A 23,825-nucleotide genomic window follows, 5' to 3' on the forward strand; every position below is an offset into this window, starting at 1 on the left:
ACGGCGCTTCGCCAAGGTGCAATTTAACTCTCCATATTGAATGAAGGAACTGCTAAAAAAGTACGTAGAAAAAGAACCAGAGATAGTTTTTCATTGGAATGACCCCGAAACAGAGGCCGAGGGATGGACAGTCATCAATTCCCTGCGCGGGGGTGCTGCCGGTGGCGGGACCCGAATGCGGAAAGGGCTTGACAGTAATGAGGTGCTTTCGCTCGCTAAGACCATGGAGGTGAAATTTACCGTGGCCGGTCCGCCCATTGGGGGAGCCAAGAGCGGAATAAATTTTGACCCATCGGATCCTCGTAAAAAGGGAGTGTTGGAACGTTGGTTTAAAGCCGTCTCACCTTTGTTAAAAGCTTATTATGGAACCGGCGGCGATTTGAATGTTGATGAAATTCATGAGGTGATCCCGATGACGGAACAAAGCGCGGTTTGGCATCCGCAGGAAGGGGTTTTCAACGGCCATTTTTCCCCAACCGAAGCCGATAAAATCAATCGCATTGGCCAATTGCGCCAAGGGGTTATAAAAGTTTTGGAGAATGTACATTTTTCGCCAGACGTATCCCGAAAATATACCGTGGCAGATATGATTACTGGCTACGGCGTTGCCGAAGCAGTTCGTCATTATTACGATATTTATGGTGGAAGTGTGGAAGGAAAACGTGCGGTTGTGCAAGGTTTTGGAAATGTGGGCGCAGCTGCGGCATACTATCTTTCACAAATGGGTGCGAAAATAGTTGGAATTATTGACCGCGATGGCGGTATTATTAATAAGGACGGTTTTTCTTTTGATGAAATAAAGCAATTTTTTCTTAAGAAAAACGGCAATACTTTGGTCGCTGAAAATATGATTCCCTTCGGAGAAATTAACGAGAAAATCTGGAAATTGGAAACTGAGATTTTTGCTCCCTGTGCGGCATCGCGTTTGATTACCAAGGAACAGATTTCCCAAATGATAGAAACTGGATTGGAGGTAATTAGCTGTGGCGCCAACGTACCATTTGCCGATAAGGAAATTTTCTTTGGACCCATTATGGAATATACGGATGAACGTGTTAGTTTAATTCCAGATTTTGTTAGTAATTGCGGGATGGCCCGAGTATTTGCTTACTTTATGGAACGCAGGGTGCAAATGACCGATGAGGCAATTTTCAACGATACTTCCATTACCATTAAGAATGCAATCCAAAATACGTTTGACAATAACAGCACCAAGACAAACATAAGCAAGACCGCTTTTGAAATTGCGTTGAAACAATTAATATAATAAATGTAACCACCTTTTGGTATGACTTCAATAATCATTTTAATTTTTGTAATAGGGTATCTTTCTATCACGTTGGAGCATCCCTTAAAACTAGACAAAACCGTTCCGGCACTTATTATGGCTTCTCTAATCTGGGCGGTGCTGGCAATTGGTTTCACCAGTGGATGGTTTGATATAATCAATACGGAAGAGCAAGCTTTCAATTTTCTCTCAGGCGGAGATGTTGCTATGGAAGGCTTTGAGGGCACCTTACTTCATCACCTAGGAAAAACTGCGGAAATACTTATATTTCTTATTGGCGCCATGACCATTGTTGAAATAATTGACCTTCACAGAGGTTTTGAAGTGCTGAAAACGGCGGTAAAAACCAAAAGCAAACGTAAATTATTATGGATTATAGGAATTCTGGGTTTTTTCCTGTCCGCAATTATTGACAACCTAACTGCCACGATAGTTTTAATTACATTGCTCCGAAAACTGATACACAAAAGAGAAGATCGCATCTGGTATGCCTCCTTGGTTGTAATAGCGGCAAACGCAGGAGGGGCGTGGTCTCCAATTGGTGATGTTACTACCACAATGTTGTGGATTGCCAAAAAAGTTTCGGCTGCAGGTTTAGTGGAATATGTGGTTATTCCATCGGTGGTTTGTTTTGTGTTGCCTTTCCTTGTTGCCAGTTATTTGCCGGCCTTTCGTGGCAACATTGATGTGGATTCCCGTGATGAAAATGAGGATGGTGCACTTTTGAGTAGTAAGACTATGCTATTTCTTGGATTGGGAATGATTGTTTCCGTGCCAGTTTTTAAATCATTAACCCATTTGCCACCCTATATGGGAATGATGTTGGCGTTGGGTATAGTATGGCTTGTTTCAGAATATATACATCCTGAGGAAGACTTCAGCAAGGAACGAAAGCATTTGTATTCTGCCCATAAAGCACTTTCGCGTATCGAAATTTCCAGCATCCTATTTTTCCTGGGAATTCTAATGGCTGTTGCAGGTCTTGAAAGCCTTGTGTATGGGGTGGTAAATGGTGAGGAAGTAGGAACGCTCCGTTACGTTGCTGAGGTATTGCAAAGAGCAATCCCAAATCAGGATGTCGTGATCATATTTCTCGGAATTTTATCCGCGATTATAGATAATGTACCGTTGGTGGCAGCTTCCATGGGAATGTATGATTTGCCGATGGATTCCGTACTCTGGCACTTTATCGCCTTTTCAGCGGGAACCGGTGGCAGTATGCTTATTATAGGTTCTGCGGCCGGAGTTGCAGCTATGGGAATGGAGCGTATTGACTTTATCTGGTATCTAAAGAAAATTACCTGGCTAGCGTTTATTGGGTTTATTGCCGGAGCTGGAGTTTTTCTTTTAGTCGAAAGAGTGCTATTCCATAATGCATAACAATTTCTGAAACCTTATTTCGTTATTCACTAAACAAATCAATTTTTATGTTAAACTCCTTTATTCAAGAAGGCGCTGAAGTTGCGCAGGACCTTGAACCTGTTTCCCAAGAAAAAACACTATCAATTATGGATCTATTATTGACCGGAGGAGTGGCCGGTCAAATAATTATTGCAGTTCTATTTATATTACTTTTTGTGGCAGTATATATCTATTTTGAAAGACTTTTTGCCATTAAGGCGGCCACTAAAATGGATAGCAATTTTATGTACCAAATTCGCGATCACGTGGCCAAAGGGAACATTCAGGCAGCCAAAGTGCTTTGTGCCCAAAATAATACACCGGTCTCACATTTAACGGAGAAGGGAATTTCCCGTATCGGAAGTCCCTTGGAGGATATAAACACCGCCATTGAAAATGCGGGTCGGTTGGAAGTTTATAAACTCGAGAAAAACGTGAGCGTGCTGGCCACAATAGCAGGAGCCGCGCCAATGATAGGTTTCTTGGGAACGGTAATTGGAATGGTTTTGGCATTTCACGAACTGGCAACAAGTAGCGGTCAGGCTGAAATGGGAAGTCTAGCCGAAGGAATTTACACAGCAATGACAACTACGGTGGCCGGACTAATTGTAGGAATTATAGCCTATATGGGATATAATCACCTAGTGGTACGTACCGATAAGGTAGTGCACCAAATGGAAGCTACGGCAGTTGATTTTCTGGATATGTTAAATGAACCTGCGTAATGAACCTTAGAGGAAGAAATAAAATAAGTGCCGATTTCAGCATGAGTTCCATGACAGATATAGTATTTCTGCTATTGGTATTTTTTCTGCTAACATCACCCGCAATAACCCCTGACGCGCTCGATTTAATCCTTCCTAAGGCAAAAGGGAAAACGTCGAACGTACAAAAAGCCTCCGTGAGTATAACAAAGGATGGCGCCTATTATGTGGATAAGGAACGCGTGAGTGAATATAGCATTGAAAGCGAACTAAAAAAGGTGCTTGCCGGACAAAATGAACCAACAATTATTCTCCGTGCGGAAGAGGGTGTTCCCATTGAAGATGCCGTTTTTGTAATGGATATAGCCAATAAAAACAATTTTAAAGTAGTGCTCGCCGTTAGACCGAACTAAAGTTCTCAGTATTCGGTAGCATTTGGGCAGTAATAATTAAATCTCAATTTATAAATCCCAAACCCCAAATTTCGAAACTTGCATCCTGAAACTTGCAACATAAAACCTTAGGACTTTGAACTTTTTAAATACAGAACATAAAAGAAAGAGTATGACCATCACCGTAATAGTGCATGTTATTATACTTATTCTATTATTCTATGTGGGTATGAAATATTTGGATCCGCCGCTGGAGCAGGGAATAGCAATAAATTTTGGAACAACTGAAACTGGTAGCGGAAACATTCAGCCAACAGAAAAAATTCAATCTGCACCTCAAAAATCCGCAGCACAACCTGTATCGCAGCCAAAAGCTGAAATAAAGGAAGACGTTGTTACACAAGAAAATGAGGAAGCGCCCGTCATAAAAAAGGAAATTCCGAAAAAGGAACAAATTGAAACTCCCGTAAAGGAACAGCCAAAAAAAGAGGTAAAAAAGCCTGACCCAAAACCAGATAAATCCACAACAGATGCGCTTTCAAGTATAATGAACGGTCCAAAGAGTGATGGTACTGCCAAGGGTGGGGAAGGAAACGATAAAAGCCCGGGCGATAAAGGAAGCCCCGACGGCGATCCCAACGCCAACAGTTATTATGGTACCGGGAAAGGTTTGGATGGTGACGGTAATTATCTTTTAGGAGGAAGAAAAGCGCTAAATAAGGAGAAATTTGTCCAAGAATGCAATGAAGCCGGAACCGTGGTAGTAAGCATTGAAGTGGACCGTAGCGGAAAAGTTATTTCCGCCACCCCCGGCGTTCGTGGCACAACGAACAATTCCAAATGTTTAACGGAACCGGCTAGGCGCGCCGCTTTGGCAACCAAATTCAATGCAGACGATAAAGCGCCCGCAAAACAAATTGGAAAAATTATATACCGGTTTAGTCTTTCTCAATAAGCATTCTCCTAAAATTCCACATTATTTTTTCAGTATCTTTAAACATCAAAAAAAGATGCTATGCTTCGTATTTCTACTTTCTTGTTTATACTAATTTCTTTGTGGGGATGTGAAAATGCTTCGGAAAAATCCATTTCAAAAGTTTCCGAAAAGGAAAACGATGGAAAATATCCGTTCGATTTGATGTTTATGCAACGCGCATATCCAAGTGGCGAAATAAATACTGCGGCTTATTCCGAGGCAATTCTATGGAAAAAGCAAAGTGCAAATAGAAACATAGCAAATGAAGTTTGGCAATTCACTGGACCGTTAAATATTGGTGGACGTATTACCGATATTGAAATTCCTTCCACCCAGCCGAATGTTCACTATGTGGGTGCTGCCTCTGGCGGAATTTTTAAGACCGTGAACGGTGGCAATGATTGGACGCCCATTTTTGACGAGCAGGAAATGCTTTCTATCGGAGATATTGAAATCTCAAAAAACAATAACAATTTAATTTATGTCGGTACGGGAGAAGTCAATGCCGGTGGGGGTTCTTTGGTTTATGATGGCGATGGAATTTACAAAAGTACTGATGGCGGAGCTACGTGGCAATCCAAAGGGTTGCCGAATATAGGGAGCGTCGGAAAAATTGTTTTAGATCCCAATAATGACAACATTGCTTTTGTTGGTGCAATGGGCACGCTATTCAAAAACAACAATAATCGCGGCGTTTATAAGACTACCAACGGCGGCGAAAGTTGGCAACAGGTTTTGTTTGTAAGTGATTCCACCGGAGTTGTTGATATGTCAATCCATCCCACAAATGGAAATATAGTTTATGCGGCAAGTTGGGAACGCATTCGGCGACCAAACAGACGGCAATATGGAGGCATCACTTCTAGAATTTATAAAACAATTGATGGTGGTACCAATTGGACTGAACTTACCAATGGTCTGCCGAGTATTGCTTCTCAAAAGGGAAGAATCAGCATTGATATTTCCCAGTCGAATCCAAGTGTATTGTATGCACGCTATGCCGATGCCACTGGCAATATCCAAGGAGTCTATAAAACTATAAATGGGGGCGATTCTTGGATCGCCGTTAATTCCAACCAATTGACAAATGTTGGTTTTCATTGGTGGTTTGGTGGAATTTTTATCGATCCATCCGATGAAAACACATTATACAATGTAGATTTTGAAGTCCAAAAATCCACGGATGGCGGTAATAACTGGAGGAGCGTATTTACATATGCACATGTGGATCAGCATTCAATGGCATTTAACCCTTCGGCATCCAATCAAATTTTATTGGGGAATGACGGTGGGCTTTATTATAGCAGCAACGGAGGCGATTCCGCAATTAAGGATTTGAAACTGCCAATAACCCAGTTCAATAGAATGTATGTTGATGCGCAGAACGAAAACAAAATATACGGCGGGGCACAGGACAATAGCACCAGTCGCACCCAAACGGGCGGCCTTAGCGATTGGACGATAATATACGGCGGTGATGGGTTTCAAACATTGGTAGATCCCACAAATACGAATGTTATTTATGCACTCTATCAATATGGAGAATTGGGGAAATCTACTAATAACGGCAATTCATTCTCAAGTGCCACTAACGGAATATCCGGCGGTGACAGAAAAAATTGGGATACACCCATTGCCTTTGACCCCACAAATTCACAAACTTTATATTATGGGGCAAACAGACTTTACAAATCTACAAATGCCGCCAATAGTTGGAATGCCATTAGCCCTGATTTAACCAATGGTCCGCACTCAGGAAATCTTACCTTTGGAACAATAACAACTATAAGCGTTTCGCCGTTCAACAATGAAATTATTTATGTAGGAACGGATGATGGAAAAGCTTGGATAACACAAAATGGCGGAAATGATTGGAATGATATTTCAGTGGGAATACCTACCCGGTGGGTTACGAAAATTTACGCTTCAAAAGCAAACGCAAATACAGTTTATCTGACGCTTTCTGGCTATCGTTTTGGCGAAAGTATCGGCCACGTTTATAAAAGTGTCGACTTCGGAAATAATTGGGTGGATATATCTGCCGGTTTGCCTGATATTCCCGTAAATGATATTGAACAGGACGGTTTCGGAAATCTTTTTATTGGAACCGATGTTGGCGTGTTGGCATCGGGTGATGAGGGCGCAAATTGGCGCGTTCTTGGGGAAAATCTCCCTTCGGTGGTAGTTTCAGATTTGTTTATTCACGAAACATCCCAATTTTTATATGCCGCCACCTATGGAAGATCCATATATAAAATCGATATTTCCAGCGATATTTTAAGCAAAAATGAAAATTCCTTTCATTCGGAAATCACAATTTTTCCGAATCCCGCTTCCGAAATAGTGAATGTTTCGCTTCAAAATGCTTCGAGAAATAGTAGGTTAATACTCTTTGATAATATGGGAAGGGCGATAAAACTTTTCAATTTTGGAAATAACAGGGAAATTCATTTTTCCGTTGAAGACCTTCTCCCCGGTATTTATTATTTAAAAATTTCCGAAGGAAAAAAGCAGGCAACCAAAAAACTAATTGTTCATTAATCCATTTCAACCATCAATTATTCCGAAACCATAGCATGGCTTTTTGAGCAACTGCCAATGTATCAGCGGGTAGGGAAGTCTGCGTACAAAGCAGATTTGAATGCCACTATCAGTCTTGCCAATTATTTAGGCAATCCCGAAAAAAGTTTTAAAAGTATCCACGTGGCCGGCACAAACGGAAAAGGCAGCACCAGCCATATGCTTGCATCGGTTTTTCAAGATGCCGGTTATAAAACGGGACTTTACACATCGCCGCATTTAAAGGATTTTCGGGAACGGATAAAAATTAATGGGGAAATGATTCCGACGCAATACGTTTCTGAATTTATTGCAAACCATAAACCTTATTTCGAAAAAAACCAGTTATCTTTTTTTGAAATGAGCGTGGGTTTGGCTTTTGATTATTTCAGAAGTGAAAATGTTGATATTGCCATTATTGAAGTGGGAATGGGCGGAAGGTTGGACAGCACAAATATAATAACTCCGGAAGTTTCGGTAATCACGAATATTGGATTGGACCACACGCAATTTTTGGGAAATACTTTAGCTGAAATCGCTTCGGAAAAAGGTGGTATTATTAAAGACAAAATTCCAATCGTAATTGGAGAATCGCATCCCGAGACCAAACCTGTTTTTGAACGAATTGCTTCAAAACATGACGCCCCAATTACCTATGCAGAAACTGGTGACACTTGTATTTACACCGCTGATTTAAAAGGAATTTATCAGCAAAAAAACCTAAAGACCGTACTTGCCACATTAAAAATTTTATGTAAAAAAGGATGGAATATCTCAGAAGAAAATATACAAAATGGACTTTTGAATACCATCAAAAATACGGGATTGATGGGCCGATGGCAGGTTTTAAACGAAAATCCAAAAGTAATATGCGATACAGCCCATAATACTGATGGGTTGAAAATGGTAATGAAGCAATTGAAAAATGAAAACTTTGAAAAACTGCATATTGTTCTGGGAGTGGTGAATGATAAGGATTTAAACTTGGTGCTGCCTTTGTTTCCAAAATCTGCGGTCTATTATTTTTGCAAACCCAATATTCCGCGAGGTTTGGATGCGTCATTATTATTGACAAAAGCAAGGATTTTCGAATTGGTTGGGGAAGAATATATTTCGGTAAAAAAGGCATATAAAGCGGCCTTTATTGCTGCCACGAATAATGATTTAATATTTATTGGAGGCAGCACATTTGTAGTTGCCGAAGTTTTGTAATATTTTTCAAATAATAGTTTGCGGGAAATAAAAACTAACTTATATTTGCAACCTCAAAACAATGAGGGCGATTAGCTCAGCTGGTTCAGAGCACCTCGTTTACACCGAGGGGGTCGGGGGTTCGAACCCCTCATCGCCCACCAGATTTTAAAAAAACCGAAGTGCGAGCTTCGGTTTTTTTTATTTCATCAAATAAGGTGTTTTTTACGAATAGCCGTAACTTTGATAAAGTTAAATTCTAAAGCAATATCCATTGAATCCCATTTTCAACAAAATTTTAAGAAAGGTTGTAAAGAACCGCCATAAAAAGGATTCAAGCGCCTCAGAGTCTTTGGATACGCGCGTTAAAAATTTGGAAGTGGAGCTGGCTCACGAATTTTCCGACTTTATCTACCTCTTGTTGGGCGTGTTGGCCGCCTCTTTCGGACTCAAAGGTTTTTTGATGCCCAGTGCCTTTATTGATGGTGGCGTAACCGGAATTTCATTGATGATCAATGAATTAACGGGCGTTGAATTTTCATTGCTGTTGGTATGTTTCAACCTTCCATTTTTAATGCTCGCATATTTTTCAATAGGAAGAAGGTTCGCCATAAAAAGTATTTTTGGTATTGTGTTTCTGGCAATTGCCGTGGCATTGGTTCCGTATCCACAAATTACTGACGATAAAATATTGGTTGCTGCCTTTGGAGGTCTGTTTTTGGGCCTCGGAATTGGACTGGCAATTCGTGGTGGCGCAATCATTGATGGCACTGAAGTTTTAGCGATATTTGTCAGCCGGAAAACAATCCTTACGGTGGGAAATGTAATCTTGATTTTCAATGTTATCATTTTTATGACGGCTGCGTATTTCCTTTCTACAGAAATTGCACTTTACGCCATATTAACCTATTTCTCCGCCTCCAAAACGGTGGATTTTGTGATTGATGGTATCGAAGAATTTATGGGTATTACCATAATTTCGGAACGCAGTGAGGCAATCCGTATGGCCATTATTGAAAAAATGGGCCGCGGATGTACCATATTTAAGGCCGAAAATGGCTTTTCTAAAGGGGGAGCGTCACGCCGTCCGGTAGATGTTGTCTATACCGTAATAACGCGGTTGGAAATGAGCAAATTAAAAACCGAAGTGGACAAAATTGACCGGCAGGCCTTTATAATTATGACGTCCGTAAAAGATGCGAAGGGGGGAATGATAAAGAAAAAACCTATAAAGAAATTTGATAAAATAACTGCCGAATAAGCTATTGGGTTTCGTCTCGTGGAACTAATTTTGTAATTTGGTGCCTTGTTAAAATGGGTCATTAACTCAGTTGGTTCAGAGTGTCACGTCGACAACGTGGAAGTCACTGGTTCGAATCCAGTATGACCCACCATTATTGCCTTAGCCACCCTGCTTTATAGTTTTCTGAATTCATTTTTTCCCATCACGAGGAGGTTCATTCTTTCTCTTCGTGGCCACAAAATAAGTAGTACTACTTATAGTATTCATTTCCCTTTATCGTATTATTATAAATTCCTTTATTTTTTGCTTGTGGGAACTCCGGCGTTTCGCAATTTAGGTTGTTCAACGCTTCTTTATAAACGAAATGGAATATGAAGCATCACTTTTAATATTGCGCTGATGGACAATATACTTTCCGGGTCATTTAATTTCCGTTTAAGCTTTGATAAAACTTCTTCTAAGGAAGAAATAATTTTCAGTTCAATTTCTGGCATTACCATGGTTTTGGATTCCGAAAAGATGAATCGCAACGGAAGCAATTCTTTGAAACCCAATATTTCTTCAATTAAATATTCAAACTTGTTTCTTAAAAAAGGGTTGGCGCGAAAAAACTCTGTAGCTGTTATTTGGTTCGAAAATTCATTGGGGAGCAATTTTAAAAATTCCAAGGAGGTGAAAAATCTAACGCTGCAACTTATAGATATTGATGGAACCCCTCTGAAACAGTGGCAATTCATAAATGCATATCCCGTAAATTGGACAATTTCCGTAGATCAGGATTTTGTAGCAATCGAAAGTTTGGAATTGGTATATGGCGCTATTCAATAAATTGTAGAACTCTTTCCAAAGCCATTCCACGTGAAGCTTTAATTAGTATAGTATTCTTTTTTGGTGAATTTTTTTCCAGCGTGGTCTGTAACGTAGCAAAATCTTGAAAATGTTTGATATGGGAAGCTGAACTGGTAGTTTTGAAAAAGTTGCTTCCCACTAAATAAACGGTGCCAAATGGATTTTCTTCCAGAAACTGAACAATATTTTGATGTTCCTTTTCTGCTTCGTGACCCAGTTCAAACATATCGCCCAAAATCATCAGTTTGTATTCGCCCTTTGCTTGCTTAAAGTTTTCCAAAGCCGCAAGCATGCTGGAGGGATTGGCATTATAGGCATCCAATAAAATGATGTTTGTTCCTTTGGTAATCAATTGTGAGCGATTGTTGGCCGGTATATAGCCCTCAATACCAACTTTTATATTTTCTGTGGAAACATTGAAATATGCCCCAATTGCAACAGCTGCGGAAACATTAGCAAAATTATACGAGCCCACTAAATTGGTCTGAATTCTGACGCCATTATATTCTACAACAAGATAATGAGTGCTGTCCACCATTTTTATGTTATAATCGTTCGTGGCGGTTCCAAAGGTTATTCGATCTATATTGATTGAATTTTCCAATTGCTTGGGGTCGTTGGCATTCACAAAAAGCTTTTTGCCATTGTTCCTCAAATATTGGTAGAGCTCAGTTTTGCCCTGTACAACTCCTTCAATGCTTCCGAAGCCTTCCAAATGTGCTTTTCCAAAATTTGTGATATATCCATAATCTGGTTGGGCTATTTCGCTCAACATTTGGATTTCTCCCAAATGGTTGGCGCCCATTTCTACGATTCCCAATTCCGTATCCATCGTCATTGAAAGTAAAGTTAGGGGAACACCAATATGGTTATTTAAATTTCCGATGGTAGCAACGGTTTTATATTTTTGTGAAAGCACCGCATTTATAAGCTCTTTGGAAGTGGTTTTTCCATTACTTCCCGTCAAGGAAATTATGGGCAGACCCAAAAATCTTCTATGAAAAACTGCTAATTGTTGAAGGGTCACTAGTACATTTTCAACCAATATGGTTTCGCCGGTGTTTTTATGAAATTGCTGTTGGTCAACAATCACTTTTCGTGCTCCTTTATCCAGCGCTTCCTGCGCAAACAGATTGCCGTTAAAATTTTCTCCCTTTAGTGCAAAAAAGATACATTCCGCAGTAATGTTTCGAGTGTCGGTACAAACTCCGCTACTGTCCAAATAATATTGGTGAATTTCTTTTATATCCATAAAATAAATATACTAAAAAACCCTCCGAAGCTATATGCCAAGGAGGGTTGTTTTCTTTCTTTTAAATAATTAATTTCTTGGGCGTTTTCCTTTTTTGGATTTTGAACCTACGCGGCTCATCGCACATCTAAATCCAATATAATCGGTGGCCATATCTTGTGGAAAATAACGTCTTTGTGCTGGGTCTAACCAATAATCTCGATCTCGCCAAGAACCTCCTTTGTAAACGCGCACTTCATTATTTACCAATGTTGTTCGGTTTGAGGATTTGTCATATTGCCTGTCAAGCTCTCCCAAACTGTCTGCATATACTTTTTGTATAGGGGAGTTGTACATGCGTTTTTTGCCTTCGCCGCTTTCACTTTCATCATCTGAGAATGATTGATAATAACGCGAGGAGCGTTTGTCGCCGTCTCTATAATCTCGGTTATCACTTTCGGAGAAATTGGTACGCAAATATGTTTCGTTTTCATCAACTGGAACTTGCAGAATTTCGCCTGGCAGGTTTCTGGCAACAATTTTACCATTGCTCAAGGTGTCATAAACTATTGAATCCATCGTTACTACCTTCACTTTTCCATCTTCGCCAATAGCATTTTTGGTGTAAACATTTCCTCTGTAATAGTTAAAGTCGTTAAAATCGTCGTCAACTATAGGGCGGTAAACATCGGCCACCCATTCGGCTACGTTACCAGCCATATCATACAGTCCAAAGTCGTTCGGCTCATAGGATTTTACCTGTGCGGTTATATCGGCACCGTCATCGCTCCAGCCTGCTATACCACCATAATCACCATCGCCCTGTTTGAAGTTGGCCATTTGGTCACCACGAGATCTTCTTTTTCCCGAACGTGTATATTGGCCTTCCCACGGATATTTTTTCTTACCTCTGTAAACGTTATAGTTACGCAGGCCTACCAAACCAAGGGCTGCATATTCCCATTCCGTTTCGGTAGGAAGTCTGTATGAAGGCATAAGTAGCCCATCTTCACGACCAACATAAAGGTTTGTGCTATCCTTGCTTCTTTTGGCAATGGATTCGGATTTTTTGCCGCCGCGAGTAATGGAATCATTTCCGCCATAAGTCAGCGTAGGTGCATTCAAATAAGTTTCTGTGTTAAAGGTTTCGCCGGGTTCAACGTCATAACGGGCATTTCGAGATGTAATTCCGTTTGTTTCCAAAACCATTTCGTTAACCCTGTCTGTTCTCCAATTGCTGAATTCTACAGCTTGGATCCAGCTCACTCCAACAACGGGATATTCCGCATAGGCCGGGTGGCGAAGATAATTGTTTGTCATTACTTCATTAAAACCTAAACGGTTTCTCCACACGAGGGTATCTGGCACGGCGCCTTCATAAATTTTTCTGTAATTTTCATCAGAGGGGGGAAACACCTTTTTTAACCAATCCAAATATTCAAGATACATTAAGTTGGTTACCTCTGTTTCGTCCATATAGAAAGATTGAACATGCTGCTGGTTTGGCGAGTTGTTCCAATCGTGCATCGGATCGTCCTGAACGCGGCCCATGGTAAAGGTTCCTCCTTCCACAAAAACAAGGCCTGGCCCTGTTTCTTGTTCTTTCGTTTTTGGATCATACTGGAAACCACCTTCCTTCGCGTTCAACTTCCAGCCAGTGGCACGGGAACTGTCCTTATAGTTTCTTGTTTTGTTGCAACCTACAAGAAGTGAGGCCGCTATTACAGTAATAAATAGCTTTAATGCAAGGTTTTTTCTTAACATCATAGATTCAAAATATGATAAAATTGGGTTCGCAATATAGTAATTAACGACAAAAACACAATAATATTTTATTATTATTGCGCCGCCGGGTTTAAACGGTTTTACTCCATTTCCCGAATGCAAACGTATTAGTTTTAAAATTATTATCCTAATATCATTTTGCGGAAAAAGTTTAGAATCTTGCCTTATACTAAGTGTATATTTGAAGCGTTAATGGTACTAATGAGAAAAGCGATACTTCTTTGTGTTTTGTTTGCAATGCCTTGGATTGGAAGGGCCCAAACAAAAAATATAAATATTTATTGGGGCGGCGCCACAGGCACGACTGAATCTTTCGGAACCAAAAATTCGGCTATTTCATCAAATGATTTGGCATTAGAAAGACTGAAGCTTCAAATGGACAAAAACAAGGTGCTCTACACCACCCAGTGGCAGGATGATGGTTTTGCGGATGGAAGTTCGCTTACCGTTACCAATGTTCGTTTTGGACCTGTTTCTTCAGAAGAATTAAAGAAAATTACTCCTGAAAGGTTGCCCAATAAACTCGAGTATTCTATTGCCAGTACCATGGCAAGGGATATTCTGTATACTATTTTGAGCATCACACCAATAATAAAGAATAACGGCGGCTATCAAAAAGTGCTTTCCTTTGAGGTTAATTATAATTATGGGCCACAAAACCGGAACGATCCACCGGGCCTCACCAATTCTGTTTTGGCTACTGGTCAATGGTTTAAATTTAAGGTAGAACAGACCGGAGTCTATAAATTGGACAAAAATTTTCTGAGTAGTTTAGGGATGAATACCGATGGCATTGACCCGCGAAGCCTTAAAATTTATGGCCATGGCGGGCAATCATTACCTTTGCGAAATGATCAAACCCAATTTTTTGACCTTCCCGAAAATGCCATACAAGTGGTTGGCGAACAAGATGGAAGTTTTGATGGTGGCGATTTCATTTTGTTCTACGGTACAAGCACCTTAGGGTATGTAGAGGAGAATGACTCCAATATAAATCCTTATAGCGATGAGTCCTATTATTATGTCACGGCGGGTGGGGATCCGGGAAAGCGGGTTATTTCCATGGTGGAGCCTACAGGTAGTGTGGAATTCAACATTAATGAGTTTGATGAATACCAGTTTCACGAAAGTGATGAAATATGCCCCACCAAATTGGGGAGAAAATGGTTTGGAAACCGATTTGATATTGAAAGCGAACAAAGCTATAGTTTCGAATTTCCAAATATTGTAACCGGAAAACCCATGCGGTTGATTGTAAAGGCTGCCGCCGCTTCCGAAAGTGACACTTCCTTGGCAGTCTCAATAAACGGTGCCAGTTTGGACCCTTTAACCTTTTCGCGGCTTGGCGAAAGTGGATTGTTGAGTTTGGATTTTCTGGATATAGAGGTTCCGGCCAACAATGCGGAGGTGAAAATTGATTTGGCATATAACAACGCTGGCAATCCTTCAAGTATTGGCTATTTGGACTATATCGGTCTGTGGGCGGTGCGGCAATTGAAAGGATCGGGAGGTCAGTTGGCATTTCAATATAACAACGCCGCCAACCTATCGGGTGTCGGGGAATATCAAATTAGTAACGCCACGGAATTTTCGCAGGTTTGGGATGTTACCGATTTCCAATTTATTACATCCAAACAAAATGATGGCAATGCATCTGCTTTTGGATTTAAACAAACCATGGGCCAGGTGCGCAAGTATGTAGCCATAAATCCATCCAATTATTATACGCCAACCAAAATTGCACAATCCGCGGTGCAAAATCAAAATTTGAAGGGTACCATATTTAAGGATGAAGCTGGAAATTTTAAGGATGTAGATTATATAATCATCGCTCCCCCCTTCCTTATTCAACCTGCCCTTCGCTTGGCACAGCACAATAAGGAACTTCAGGGGCTCAATGTAAAGGTGGTGACAACGGACAAGATTTATGAAGAATTCAGTTCCGGCCGCCAGGAAATTAGCGCCATCCGAAATTTTATTAGATATGTTTATTACAATGCTTCCTCAGAATCAAAACGGGTGAAGTATGTTGGCATTATGGGCGATACTTCCATAGATTACAAAAATAGAATCCCAAACAACAACAATAATGTTCCAACTTTTCAAACCCTATTGGGAACAAATATCGCCACGTCATTTATGTCTGACGATTTCTTTGGGAATATGGATAATAACGAAGGCACTATCGGCGAAGGTGGCACTCTCGATATTGACAGGCTTGATATAGCAATGGGAAGAATTGTTGCCGACAACGTGTCCTTGGCAAACGCAATGGTGGACAAAATTATTAGGTATACTTCAAACACGTCCTATGGTAATTGGAGGAACAACTTTGTGCTAATTTCTGACGATGTGGATAAGCCCACCGAAGATATTTTAGAAAAACAATTGGATGCTCTAGGTGATACCATTTCAGAGAAAAAACCTTTCATTAATGTAAAGAAAATACATGCCGATGCATACCAACAACAGGCATCTGCGGGTGGAAACAGATATCCTGAGGTGAATGAAGCCATAAAAACTGCCATTGAGGCGGGTGCCATTATTATAGATTATTTCGGACACGGCGGTGAAGATGGGTTGGCGCACGAAGCCATTTATACCAAAGAAGCAGCACAGGAACTTAAAAACAAAGACAACCTGCCATGTGTCATAACGGTGACTTGCGAGTTCACAAAATTTGATAACCCATCACGAATTACCGCCGGAGAACTCACCTATCAAAATAGGGATGGAGGCGCAATTTCATTGGTTACCACCACCCGCGCGGTTTTTATAAACGTTGGGGTCGACTTCAACGAGCGTTTGGCCAATCAACTTTTTGGCTTTGATACAGATGTTCCCGCCCCCCCGGCAGAAGGACTTCGAATTTCCAAAACGCAAATGCTCAGCGAAACACGGCGTGTAGTTTTCTATATTGGAGATCCTGCCATGCCTCTCGCTTTTCCGAAAAAGAATATTCGATTAACGAAATTAAATGAAGTCCCCATTGCCCAGGCCACGGACACCTTGAAAGCGTTGAGCAAAATAAAGTTAGAAGGGGAAGTCGTCAATGCCTCCGGTACCTTAATGTCCGATTACAACGGGGTTCTGGAAGCTAAAATATTCGATAAAAACGTTATGCGCCGAACTTTGGACAATGACAATAACAATATTTTTATGGATTTTGTCAACCTTGGAGAAGGTATTTTTAATGGTCAGGCAACCATCTCAAACGGTATTTTTGAATTTGAATTCGTTGTGCCACGGGATATTCAAATTCCCGTAGGCAAGGGAAGGGTTAGCCTTTATGCAAAGAGAGATAATATTTTGGAGGACCAAACCGGGGTGAACCTTGATTTGAATGTGGGCGGTTTAAATGAAAACGCTCCAGAAGATAACGAAGGGCCGTTGATAAAGCTTTATATGAATGATGAGAGCTTCGTTTCCGGAGGCATTACGGATGATTCCCCAATGCTTCTCGTAAAACTGGAAGACCCCAATGGAATAAATACGGCCAGCGGAATTGGGCACGACATTGTCGCAATATTGGATGGCGATGAATCGAATCCATTTATTCTAAACGAATTTTATCAAGCAGAAGTGGACGATTATACAAAAGGAAAAACACATTATAAATTCCGCGATTTGGAAGATGGACTCCACACGCTAACATTAAAGGCGTGGGATGTTTACAACAATTCATCCACCGCCGAAATCCAATTCATCGTTGCGGGAAGTGGAAATCTTGAAATTACAAGAGTGTTGAATTATCCCAATCCGTTTGTAAACTATACCCAATTCTGGTTCAACCATAATAGGCCTGATGAGTCTCTTGACGTGCAAGTTCAGATCTTTACCGTCACCGGAAAAGTGGTATGGACCAAAAACCAAACCTTGCCACCTTCAGGCAGTTATTTATGTCGGGAAATAACGTGGGACGGCCGCGATGATTTCGGTGATCGCATCGGAAAAGGTGTGTATGTATATAAGATAACAGTAAGATCTGCGTTAACCAATCAGCGGGTTGAAAAATATGAGAAACTCGTCATCCTTTAAAAATTAAATTTATATTTGCTCAAAATTAACTTTTATGAAGAAAATTCTAATTCCAATATTGGTAGGCCTTGTGGCTGTTAAATCCATGGCGCAAAGCGAAATTGAAGATTTTAATCCTATTACTACTGGAGTACCATTTTTGCTAATTGGCGCCGATCCGCGTTCGGGTGGTTTGGGTGATATAGGTGTTGTAACCTCGGCTGATGCATTTTCACAACAATGGAACCCCGCTAAATATGCTTTTTCATTGTCAAAACAAGGAATCGGAGTAACATACACTCCATATTTAAATAAATTGGTTAACGATATATTTTTGGGTAACCTCACCTATTATAACAGATTGAACGAAAGAAGTGCTGTGGCGGCCAGTTTCCGCTATTTCAGCAATGGCGAAATAGAACTTCGTGAAACAGCTGAGCAAGAACCTTTGCTCGTAAAACCGAATGAACTTATGTTTGATGTATCTTATTCTCTTAGGCTAAGCGAAAGATTCTCCATGGCCGTTGCGGGAAGATACATCCGCTCAGATCTAAAACTGCAAACATCCGTGGCAGATGCCACTGCGGCAAATACTTTTGCCGTTGATATTGCTGGATATTACCAAAGTGAGGAAATACCCTATGATGATTTTGATGGCCGTTGGAGAATGGGTTTCGATATTTCCAATATTGGCCCAAAACTAAAGTATGATGAGGTAGGTTCTGAAAGTTTCTTGCCAACAAACCTCGCTCTTGGTGGAGGTTTTGATTTCATTCTTGATGAATATAATAAAATTGGTGTTTCGGCACAGGTTAATAAATTATTGGTGCCTACGCGCCAAGATCCGGATATTAATGGTGATGGTGAAATTACCGCTGAAGAAAGAGCCCAGACAAATGAAGAATATAATGATATCAACTTCATTTCAGGAATGTTCAAATCCTTCGGTGATGCTCCGGGCGGCTTCAGTGAAGAGCTAAAGGAATTCACATGGGCATTAGGTGCGGAATATTGGTACCAAGATGTGTTTGCCTTCAGAGGTGGATACTTTCACGAAAGCGATATGAAGGGTGGTAGACAATTCGCCACACTTGGAGCAGGTTTCCGCTACACTGCCATCAATATTGATATTTCCTATCTGTTCTCAACTTCCGCCTTGGCAAATAGCCCCTTGGATGGAACGCTGCGCTTCGGATTAACATTCAACTTTGGCGATACTTACGACGAGTATTAAATTGGAGTTTAAAAGTTGAAGAGTTTAAACGTTTAGGAATTTATCTTTAAAGGAATCATTTAAACGCATAAATTCTAAATATTTAAACTTATAAACTCTTGATGAAAAAACAAAAAATTGAAATCCAACTAGAAGTTTTTGAAACCCTTTCCGAACTTCCAACGGATATTCAAGAATTGATGAACAAGGCGCAGCAAGCACGTGAAAATGCTTATGCGCCTTATTCACGTTTTAAGGTAGGAGCCGCCATTCAGCTCGCCTCGGGTAATATTGCAGTCGGTAACAATCAGGAAAACGCGGCCTATCCCTCAGGCCTGTGTGCCGAACGCGTTGCCATTTTCCATTCGGGAGCTCTATTTCCCAATGAAAAAATAAACTCCATGGCCATTTCCGCGCGTTCATCAAATCAATTACTGTCGCAGCCCATTGCCCCGTGTGGCGCATGCCGGCAATCCATGGCAGAGTATGAACAGAAGCAAAAATCACCCATTGCGGTCTACTTTATGGGGGAAACCGGAAAAATTACAAAGGTTGCTTCCGTAATGGATTTGCTACCATTGGGGTTCGATGCGGAATTTCTTTAGAAAGCAAATTTCAAATTTCAAATTCTGACTATCATCCGTCCCATGTAATTTTGATGGGATGGTTTTTTTTAGAATTTTGTTTCTTTAGAATCCGAATTTAATTGGAATTAATTGGAATTTGGAATTGGTGATTTGTAAATTCTCCTTAATAAGTGCTACTTTTGTTATCCGTTTAATAAATTTTTCCGAGGAAAAAACTTATAACAGTTAGATGAAGAAAATCACAAAAAAAACGTATCTCGATTGGTACGAAAATATGCTCTTTTGGCGCAAGTTCGAAGATAAATTGGCGCAGGTATATATCAATCAAAAAGTAAGGGGGTTCCTGCACCTTTACAATGGGCAAGAGGCCGTTCTGGCTGGAGCCATTCACGCCATGGACCTTAATAAGGATCGTATGATCACCGCATACCGAAACCACGTTCAGCCAATTGCAATGGGCGTGGACCCCAAAAAAGTTATGGCCGAATTGTACGGCAAGGCTACCGGAACCTCCCAAGGATTGGGCGGATCCATGCATATATTTTCCAAAGAACATCGTTTCTATGGAGGTCATGGAATAGTTGGCGGACAAATCCCATTAGGGGCTGGCCTTGCTTTTGCCGATAAATATTTTGACAGAGATTCCGTAACCTTAACATATATGGGTGACGGTGCAACCAGGCAAGGCTCCCTCCATGAAACTTTCAATTTGGCGATGCTATGGAAACTGCCGGTAGTTTTTTGTGTAGAGAACAACGGTTACGCAATGGGAACTTCCGTAGCGCGCACCGCAAACCATACCGACATTTGGAAGCTAGGTTTGGGTTATGAAATGCCCTGCAAACCTGTGGACGGCATGAAACCTGAAATTGTTGCAAAGGAAATGGACGAAGCAATTCAACGCGCCCGTCGCGGCGATGGCCCAACATTTTTGGAACTGAGAACCTACCGTTATAGAGGCCATTCCATGAGCGATGCCCAGCATTACAGAACCAAGGATGAAGTTGCCAAGAAACAGGAAGAAGATCCAATAAGCTATGTGCTTCATCATATTTATCAAAACAAATGGGCCACAGAAGCCGATGTAAAGAAGATAGACCAAAGAGTGAAGGATTTGGTGGAAGAATGCGAGAAATTTGCTGAAGAATCGCCATATCCTGATAAAAACGTTATGTTCGATTCCGTTTACGAACAGGAAGATTACCCATTTTTATCCGATAAATTATAAGAAATGGCAGAAGTAATAAACATGCCGCGATTAAGCGACACGATGGAAGAAGGCACCGTTGCAACATGGCTTAAAAAAGTTGGCGATACGGTGAAGGAAGGCGACATTCTTGCCGAAATTGAAACAGACAAGGCCACAATGGAATTCGAGTCTTTTTATGAGGGCACATTGCTTCATATCGGTATTGAGGAAGGAGCGACGGCCAAGGTAGATTCGCTTTTGGCAATAATTGGGGAAAAGGACGAGGATATTTCTGAATTGATTGGGGGGAAATCTTCAAAGGAAAATTCAAACAAAAATGGGTCAAAGGCTGAAGAGAAAAATTCTTCAGACAAAAAAAGTGATTCTTCTGAAAATGAAACAGAAGAAAGCGAAGAAATCTCCCAACCCGAATCCGGGAATGATGATTCGGAAAATTCTAACAATGAAAAGAATATTGATTCAAGTGGCGCCGGAATTCCAGAAGGAGTTGAGGTAATTACCATGCCCCGCCTTAGCGATACGATGACTGAAGGCACCGTGGCAACTTGGCTGAAAAAAGAAGGCGATAAAATAACGCAAGGCGATATTTTGGCGGAAATTGAAACCGATAAGGCCACGATGGAATTCGAATCATTTTATGAGGGAACGCTATTAAAAATTGGTGTGGCCGAAGGAGAATCCGCGCCTGTTGACAGCGTTCTCGCAATTATTGGTCCAGAGGGAACCGATGTTTCCGGAGTAGCCGACAAATATAAAAAAGGAGGAAAAGCCTCCGATGCAAAAGTAGATTCTTCCGAAGCAAAATCTTCAACTGATTCTAAAAAGGAAGAAAAGCAAACTTCAGAAAAGGAGTCCAAACAGGAAGAAACCAAAAAGGAAATTTCGACAGAAAAGAAATCTGAATCCTCCCAAGTTTCAAATGAAGGGCGGATTTTTGCTTCTCCATTGGCCAAAAAAATGGCTGAGGAAAAGGGAATTAATTTGCGTCAGGTGCGGGGAAGTGGCGAAAAGGGCCGCATCGTAAAAAGCGATATTGAAAATTACCAACCTGCCGCTGCCGATTCACAAGCCTATATTCCAGTGGGCACCGAAAGTTTCGAGGAAGTGAAAAATTCTCAAATGCGAAAAACTATTGCGAAACGTCTGGCCGAATCTAAATTTACCGCTCCCGAATATTATTTAACCGTGGAATTGGATATGGACCATGCCATTGCGGCGCGGGAAGCCATAAATTCAAATCCGGACGTTAAAATTTCCTTCAATGATATGGTCATAAAAGCTTGTGCAATGGCCCTACGAAAACATCCACAGGTGAATAGCCAATGGACGCCGGAAACCACAAGAATTGCTAAACACATCCATATTGGTGTGGCAGTTGCCGTAGATGAGGGACTGTTAGTGCCCGTCCTAAAATTCGCTGATCAAATGTCATTTTCACAAATTGGAGCGCAAGTAAAAGAACTTGCCGGCAAAGCCCGATCTAAAAAAATCACGCCACAGGAAATGGAAGGCAGCACCTTTACAGTTTCCAATCTGGGAATGTTTGGAATTACTGAATTTACCTCCATCATCAACCAGCCAAACTCGGCAATTTTATCAGTGGGAGCAATTGTCCAAAAGCCGGTTGTAAAAAATGGACAAATTGCCGTGGGAAATACTATGACAATTACCTTGGCTTGCGACCACCGCACCGTAGATGGTGCAACGGGCGCTAAATTTTTGCAAACCTTGAGACAATACATTGAGAATCCCGTAACGATGTTCATTTAATTGAAGAGAAGCCCAAGCAGCCTGTCCGGAGCAAATTCCACGGCGGTGCAATTGCTTATAAAACAACTGTCCCGTTATTCTCTACTTTGGAAATAACGGGATTTATATTTTGAAAGAATGAAAAACGTAATTATAACGGGAACTTCCCGAGGCATCGGTTTTGAAATGGTAAAGCTTTTTTCGGAAGCGGGCCATAACGTTTTGGCACTTTCTCGAAATTCAAATCCGATTGTAGATTTAAAACTGGAAAATGTAACTGCTTTGGAATTTGACATTGCGAGGGAATCTGAAATAGGGAAACTGTCGGGATTTCTTCAAAGTGAAAAAAAATCAGTGGATATATTAATAAACAGCGCCGGTCACTTATTGAAAAAACCTTTTTTCGAAATCACTTCCGAAGAATTTAAAAGATGTTTCGACGTAAATGTTTTTGGAGCTGTTTCATTGACGCAAGCGGTATTGCCATTTATGAAAAAAAATGGGCACGTAGTAAACATAAGCAGCATGGGCGGGGTTCAGGGAAGTGTAAAGTTTCCGGGCCTCAGCGCATACAGCAGCAGTAAAGGCGCCCTCATCACCCTTACTGAAATGCTTGCAGAGGAATACAAAGAAACTGGCCCATCTTTTAACGTCTTGGCCTTAGGATCCGTGCAAACGGAAATGCTGCAAGAAGCTTTTCCGGGTTTTGAAGCTCCACTTTCAGCCAAAGAGATGGCGAAATATATTATGGATTTCTCACTTTCGGGCAACAAATTTTACAACGGAAAGATTTTGCAAGTTTCAAGTACAACGCCATGATCTATGACGGAAATTTTAGAGAAATATATTCCCCAAGCCGCCGTAACAACGGCTTTTGATTTAATCAAAACCCATAAAGTCCATCTTAAAATAGTAAATGAACGCGTAACGCGACACGGCGATTATAGAAAAATGCCCAATGGCCAGCATCAAATTACCGTGAACGCATCATTGAATAAATATCGTTTTTTAATCACCCTTGTTCACGAGATAGCCCATTTGGAGGCTTTTACAAAATTCGGAAGATATATAAAACCACACGGGATGGAATGGAAACGAACCTTTCAACTATTGATGCTTCCGTTTTTGCGGCCGGAAGTTTTTCCCAACCAACTGTTGCCCTTGCTGGCGCGCCATTTTAAAAATCCAAAAGCGTCTAGTGATACGGATGCCAGTCTAGCTTTGGCGTTAAAGCAGTTTGACCCCGAGAACGATAAAAACTATATATTTGAAATTCCGTTTGGCGGTATGTTTAGGTTGTACAATGGGAAAATATTTAAACGTGGCAATCAACGCATCAAGCGTTTTGAATGTATAGAAATTGCCACAGGAAGGACCTATCTTTTCAATCCGAATGCGGAAGTGGAATTTTTAAAATGAGTTTGTAGGTT

At 40.9% G+C, this 23,825-nt stretch carries 18 protein-coding genes and 2 tRNA genes; 18 read left to right on the forward strand and 2 right to left on the reverse strand.

Annotation, left to right across the window (positions count from 1 at the left end; all coding sequences use genetic code 11):
• The first annotated feature begins 40 nt into the window (after nucleotides 1-40).
• The 11 genes from QRD02_RS10205 to QRD02_RS10255 all read left to right on the forward strand — a co-directional run bounded on the left by QRD02_RS10205 (nucleotide 41) and on the right by QRD02_RS10255 (nucleotide 10,582).
• On the forward strand, nucleotides 41-1,267 hold the full coding sequence (locus tag QRD02_RS10205) for a Glu/Leu/Phe/Val dehydrogenase dimerization domain-containing protein (protein WP_290254846.1): 1,227 nt from the start codon (nucleotides 41-43) through the stop codon (nucleotides 1,265-1,267).
• 21 nt (nucleotides 1,268-1,288) lie between these two features.
• Entirely contained in the window at nucleotides 1,289-2,668 is a 1,380-nt protein-coding gene (gene nhaD / locus QRD02_RS10210) for a sodium:proton antiporter NhaD (RefSeq protein ID WP_290254847.1), read from the forward strand.
• 47 nt (nucleotides 2,669-2,715) lie between these two features.
• Nucleotides 2,716-3,414 (forward strand): MotA/TolQ/ExbB proton channel family protein, encoded by a 699-nt coding sequence (locus QRD02_RS10215; RefSeq protein WP_290254848.1) that lies wholly within the window; start codon nucleotides 2,716-2,718, stop codon nucleotides 3,412-3,414.
• Nucleotides 3,414-3,806, forward strand: coding sequence for an ExbD/TolR family protein (locus QRD02_RS10220; protein WP_290254849.1), 393 nt, complete (start codon nucleotides 3,414-3,416; stop codon nucleotides 3,804-3,806). The genes QRD02_RS10215 and QRD02_RS10220 overlap by 1 nt, the downstream gene beginning before the upstream one ends.
• A gap of 151 nt (nucleotides 3,807-3,957) precedes the next feature.
• Nucleotides 3,958-4,740 carry an energy transducer TonB gene (locus tag QRD02_RS10225; RefSeq protein ID WP_290254850.1) on the forward strand — a complete coding sequence of 261 codons (783 nt, stop codon included), beginning with the start codon at nucleotides 3,958-3,960 and terminating at the stop codon, nucleotides 4,738-4,740.
• Between the two features lie 60 nt (nucleotides 4,741-4,800).
• Complete coding sequence (locus tag QRD02_RS10230) at nucleotides 4,801-7,302, forward strand: T9SS type A sorting domain-containing protein (protein ID WP_290254851.1); 2,502 nt, start codon at nucleotides 4,801-4,803, stop codon at nucleotides 7,300-7,302.
• A 12-nt stretch (nucleotides 7,303-7,314) separates the two neighbouring features.
• Nucleotides 7,315-8,532: a bifunctional folylpolyglutamate synthase/dihydrofolate synthase gene (locus QRD02_RS10235; RefSeq protein ID WP_290254975.1), complete on the forward strand. Its 1,218-nt coding sequence runs from the start codon at nucleotides 7,315-7,317 to the stop codon at nucleotides 8,530-8,532.
• Between the two features lie 65 nt (nucleotides 8,533-8,597).
• Nucleotides 8,598-8,675 (forward strand) — tRNA-Val (locus QRD02_RS10240).
• 110 nt (nucleotides 8,676-8,785) lie between these two features.
• Nucleotides 8,786-9,772 carry a YitT family protein gene (locus QRD02_RS10245; RefSeq protein WP_290254852.1) on the forward strand — a complete coding sequence of 329 codons (987 nt, stop codon included), beginning with the start codon at nucleotides 8,786-8,788 and terminating at the stop codon, nucleotides 9,770-9,772.
• Between the two features lie 55 nt (nucleotides 9,773-9,827).
• A tRNA-Val gene (locus QRD02_RS10250) sits at nucleotides 9,828-9,905 on the forward strand.
• A 248-nt stretch (nucleotides 9,906-10,153) separates the two neighbouring features.
• Nucleotides 10,154-10,582 carry a phage tail protein gene (locus QRD02_RS10255; RefSeq protein ID WP_290254853.1) on the forward strand — a complete coding sequence of 143 codons (429 nt, stop codon included), beginning with the start codon at nucleotides 10,154-10,156 and terminating at the stop codon, nucleotides 10,580-10,582.
• Here QRD02_RS10255 and QRD02_RS10260 read toward each other — a convergent pair.
• Both QRD02_RS10260 and gldJ read right to left on the reverse strand, forming a co-directional pair.
• The gene (locus QRD02_RS10260; protein ID WP_290254854.1) at nucleotides 10,572-11,855 is read right to left on the reverse strand and encodes a UDP-N-acetylmuramoyl-tripeptide--D-alanyl-D-alanine ligase; all 1,284 of its coding nucleotides are present in this window, start codon (nucleotides 11,853-11,855) and stop codon (nucleotides 10,572-10,574) included. The genes QRD02_RS10255 and QRD02_RS10260 overlap by 11 nt on opposite strands.
• Before the next feature lie 69 nt (nucleotides 11,856-11,924).
• On the reverse strand, nucleotides 11,925-13,598 hold the full coding sequence (gene gldJ / locus QRD02_RS10265; RefSeq protein ID WP_435373035.1) for a gliding motility lipoprotein GldJ: 1,674 nt from the start codon (nucleotides 13,596-13,598) through the stop codon (nucleotides 11,925-11,927).
• A 222-nt stretch (nucleotides 13,599-13,820) separates the two neighbouring features.
• Here gldJ and porU point away from each other — a divergent pair, with 222 nt between their 5' ends.
• The 7 genes from porU to QRD02_RS10300 all read left to right on the forward strand — a co-directional run bounded on the left by porU (nucleotide 13,821) and on the right by QRD02_RS10300 (nucleotide 23,814).
• On the forward strand, nucleotides 13,821-17,657 hold the full coding sequence (porU, locus tag QRD02_RS10270; protein ID WP_290254856.1) for a type IX secretion system sortase PorU: 3,837 nt from the start codon (nucleotides 13,821-13,823) through the stop codon (nucleotides 17,655-17,657).
• A 34-nt stretch (nucleotides 17,658-17,691) separates the two neighbouring features.
• Complete coding sequence (porV, locus tag QRD02_RS10275) at nucleotides 17,692-18,870, forward strand: type IX secretion system outer membrane channel protein PorV (protein ID WP_290254857.1); 1,179 nt, start codon at nucleotides 17,692-17,694, stop codon at nucleotides 18,868-18,870.
• A 101-nt stretch (nucleotides 18,871-18,971) separates the two neighbouring features.
• A complete protein-coding gene (cdd, locus tag QRD02_RS10280) occupies nucleotides 18,972-19,454 on the forward strand; it encodes a cytidine deaminase (protein ID WP_290254858.1) in 483 nt (160 codons plus the stop codon).
• A gap of 211 nt (nucleotides 19,455-19,665) precedes the next feature.
• Nucleotides 19,666-20,664, forward strand: a complete 999-nt coding sequence (gene pdhA / locus QRD02_RS10285; protein ID WP_290254859.1) for a pyruvate dehydrogenase (acetyl-transferring) E1 component subunit alpha — start codon at nucleotides 19,666-19,668, stop codon at nucleotides 20,662-20,664.
• 3 nt (nucleotides 20,665-20,667) lie between these two features.
• Nucleotides 20,668-22,416, forward strand: coding sequence for a pyruvate dehydrogenase complex dihydrolipoamide acetyltransferase (locus tag QRD02_RS10290; protein ID WP_290254860.1), 1,749 nt, complete (start codon nucleotides 20,668-20,670; stop codon nucleotides 22,414-22,416).
• 117 nt (nucleotides 22,417-22,533) lie between these two features.
• Nucleotides 22,534-23,214 carry an SDR family NAD(P)-dependent oxidoreductase gene (locus QRD02_RS10295; protein ID WP_290254861.1) on the forward strand — a complete coding sequence of 227 codons (681 nt, stop codon included), beginning with the start codon at nucleotides 22,534-22,536 and terminating at the stop codon, nucleotides 23,212-23,214.
• Nucleotides 23,215-23,217: 3 nt separating this feature from the next.
• Nucleotides 23,218-23,814 (forward strand): SprT-like domain-containing protein, encoded by a 597-nt coding sequence (locus tag QRD02_RS10300; RefSeq protein ID WP_290254862.1) that lies wholly within the window; start codon nucleotides 23,218-23,220, stop codon nucleotides 23,812-23,814.
• Nucleotides 23,815-23,825 lie beyond the last annotated feature (11 nt).

It is taken from the genome of Aequorivita aurantiaca (assembly GCF_030410135.1).
Classification (GTDB): Bacteria; Bacteroidota; Bacteroidia; order Flavobacteriales; family Flavobacteriaceae; genus Aequorivita; species Aequorivita aurantiaca.

Coding starts and splice junctions, on each gene's coding strand:
- QRD02_RS10255 (WP_290254853.1), top strand. CDS start 10,154: ATGGACAATATACTTTCCGGGTCATTTAATTTCCGTTTAAGCTTTGAT.
- QRD02_RS10295 (WP_290254861.1), top strand. CDS start 22,534: ATGAAAAACGTAATTATAACGGGAACTTCCCGAGGCATCGGTTTTGAA.
- cdd (WP_290254858.1), top strand. CDS start 18,972: ATGAAAAAACAAAAAATTGAAATCCAACTAGAAGTTTTTGAAACCCTT.
- QRD02_RS10300 (WP_290254862.1), top strand. CDS start 23,218: ATGACGGAAATTTTAGAGAAATATATTCCCCAAGCCGCCGTAACAACG.
- QRD02_RS10225 (WP_290254850.1), top strand. CDS start 3,958: ATGACCATCACCGTAATAGTGCATGTTATTATACTTATTCTATTATTC.
- gldJ (WP_435373035.1), bottom strand. CDS start 13,598: ATGTTAAGAAAAAACCTTGCATTAAAGCTATTTATTACTGTAATAGCG.
- QRD02_RS10290 (WP_290254860.1), top strand. CDS start 20,668: ATGGCAGAAGTAATAAACATGCCGCGATTAAGCGACACGATGGAAGAA.
- nhaD (WP_290254847.1), top strand. CDS start 1,289: ATGACTTCAATAATCATTTTAATTTTTGTAATAGGGTATCTTTCTATC.
- pdhA (WP_290254859.1), top strand. CDS start 19,666: ATGAAGAAAATCACAAAAAAAACGTATCTCGATTGGTACGAAAATATG.
- QRD02_RS10205 (WP_290254846.1), top strand. CDS start 41: ATGAAGGAACTGCTAAAAAAGTACGTAGAAAAAGAACCAGAGATAGTT.
- porV (WP_290254857.1), top strand. CDS start 17,692: ATGAAGAAAATTCTAATTCCAATATTGGTAGGCCTTGTGGCTGTTAAA.
- QRD02_RS10220 (WP_290254849.1), top strand. CDS start 3,414: ATGAACCTTAGAGGAAGAAATAAAATAAGTGCCGATTTCAGCATGAGT.
- QRD02_RS10215 (WP_290254848.1), top strand. CDS start 2,716: ATGTTAAACTCCTTTATTCAAGAAGGCGCTGAAGTTGCGCAGGACCTT.
- porU (WP_290254856.1), top strand. CDS start 13,821: ATGAGAAAAGCGATACTTCTTTGTGTTTTGTTTGCAATGCCTTGGATT.
- QRD02_RS10260 (WP_290254854.1), bottom strand. CDS start 11,855: ATGGATATAAAAGAAATTCACCAATATTATTTGGACAGTAGCGGAGTT.
- QRD02_RS10230 (WP_290254851.1), top strand. CDS start 4,801: ATGCTTCGTATTTCTACTTTCTTGTTTATACTAATTTCTTTGTGGGGA.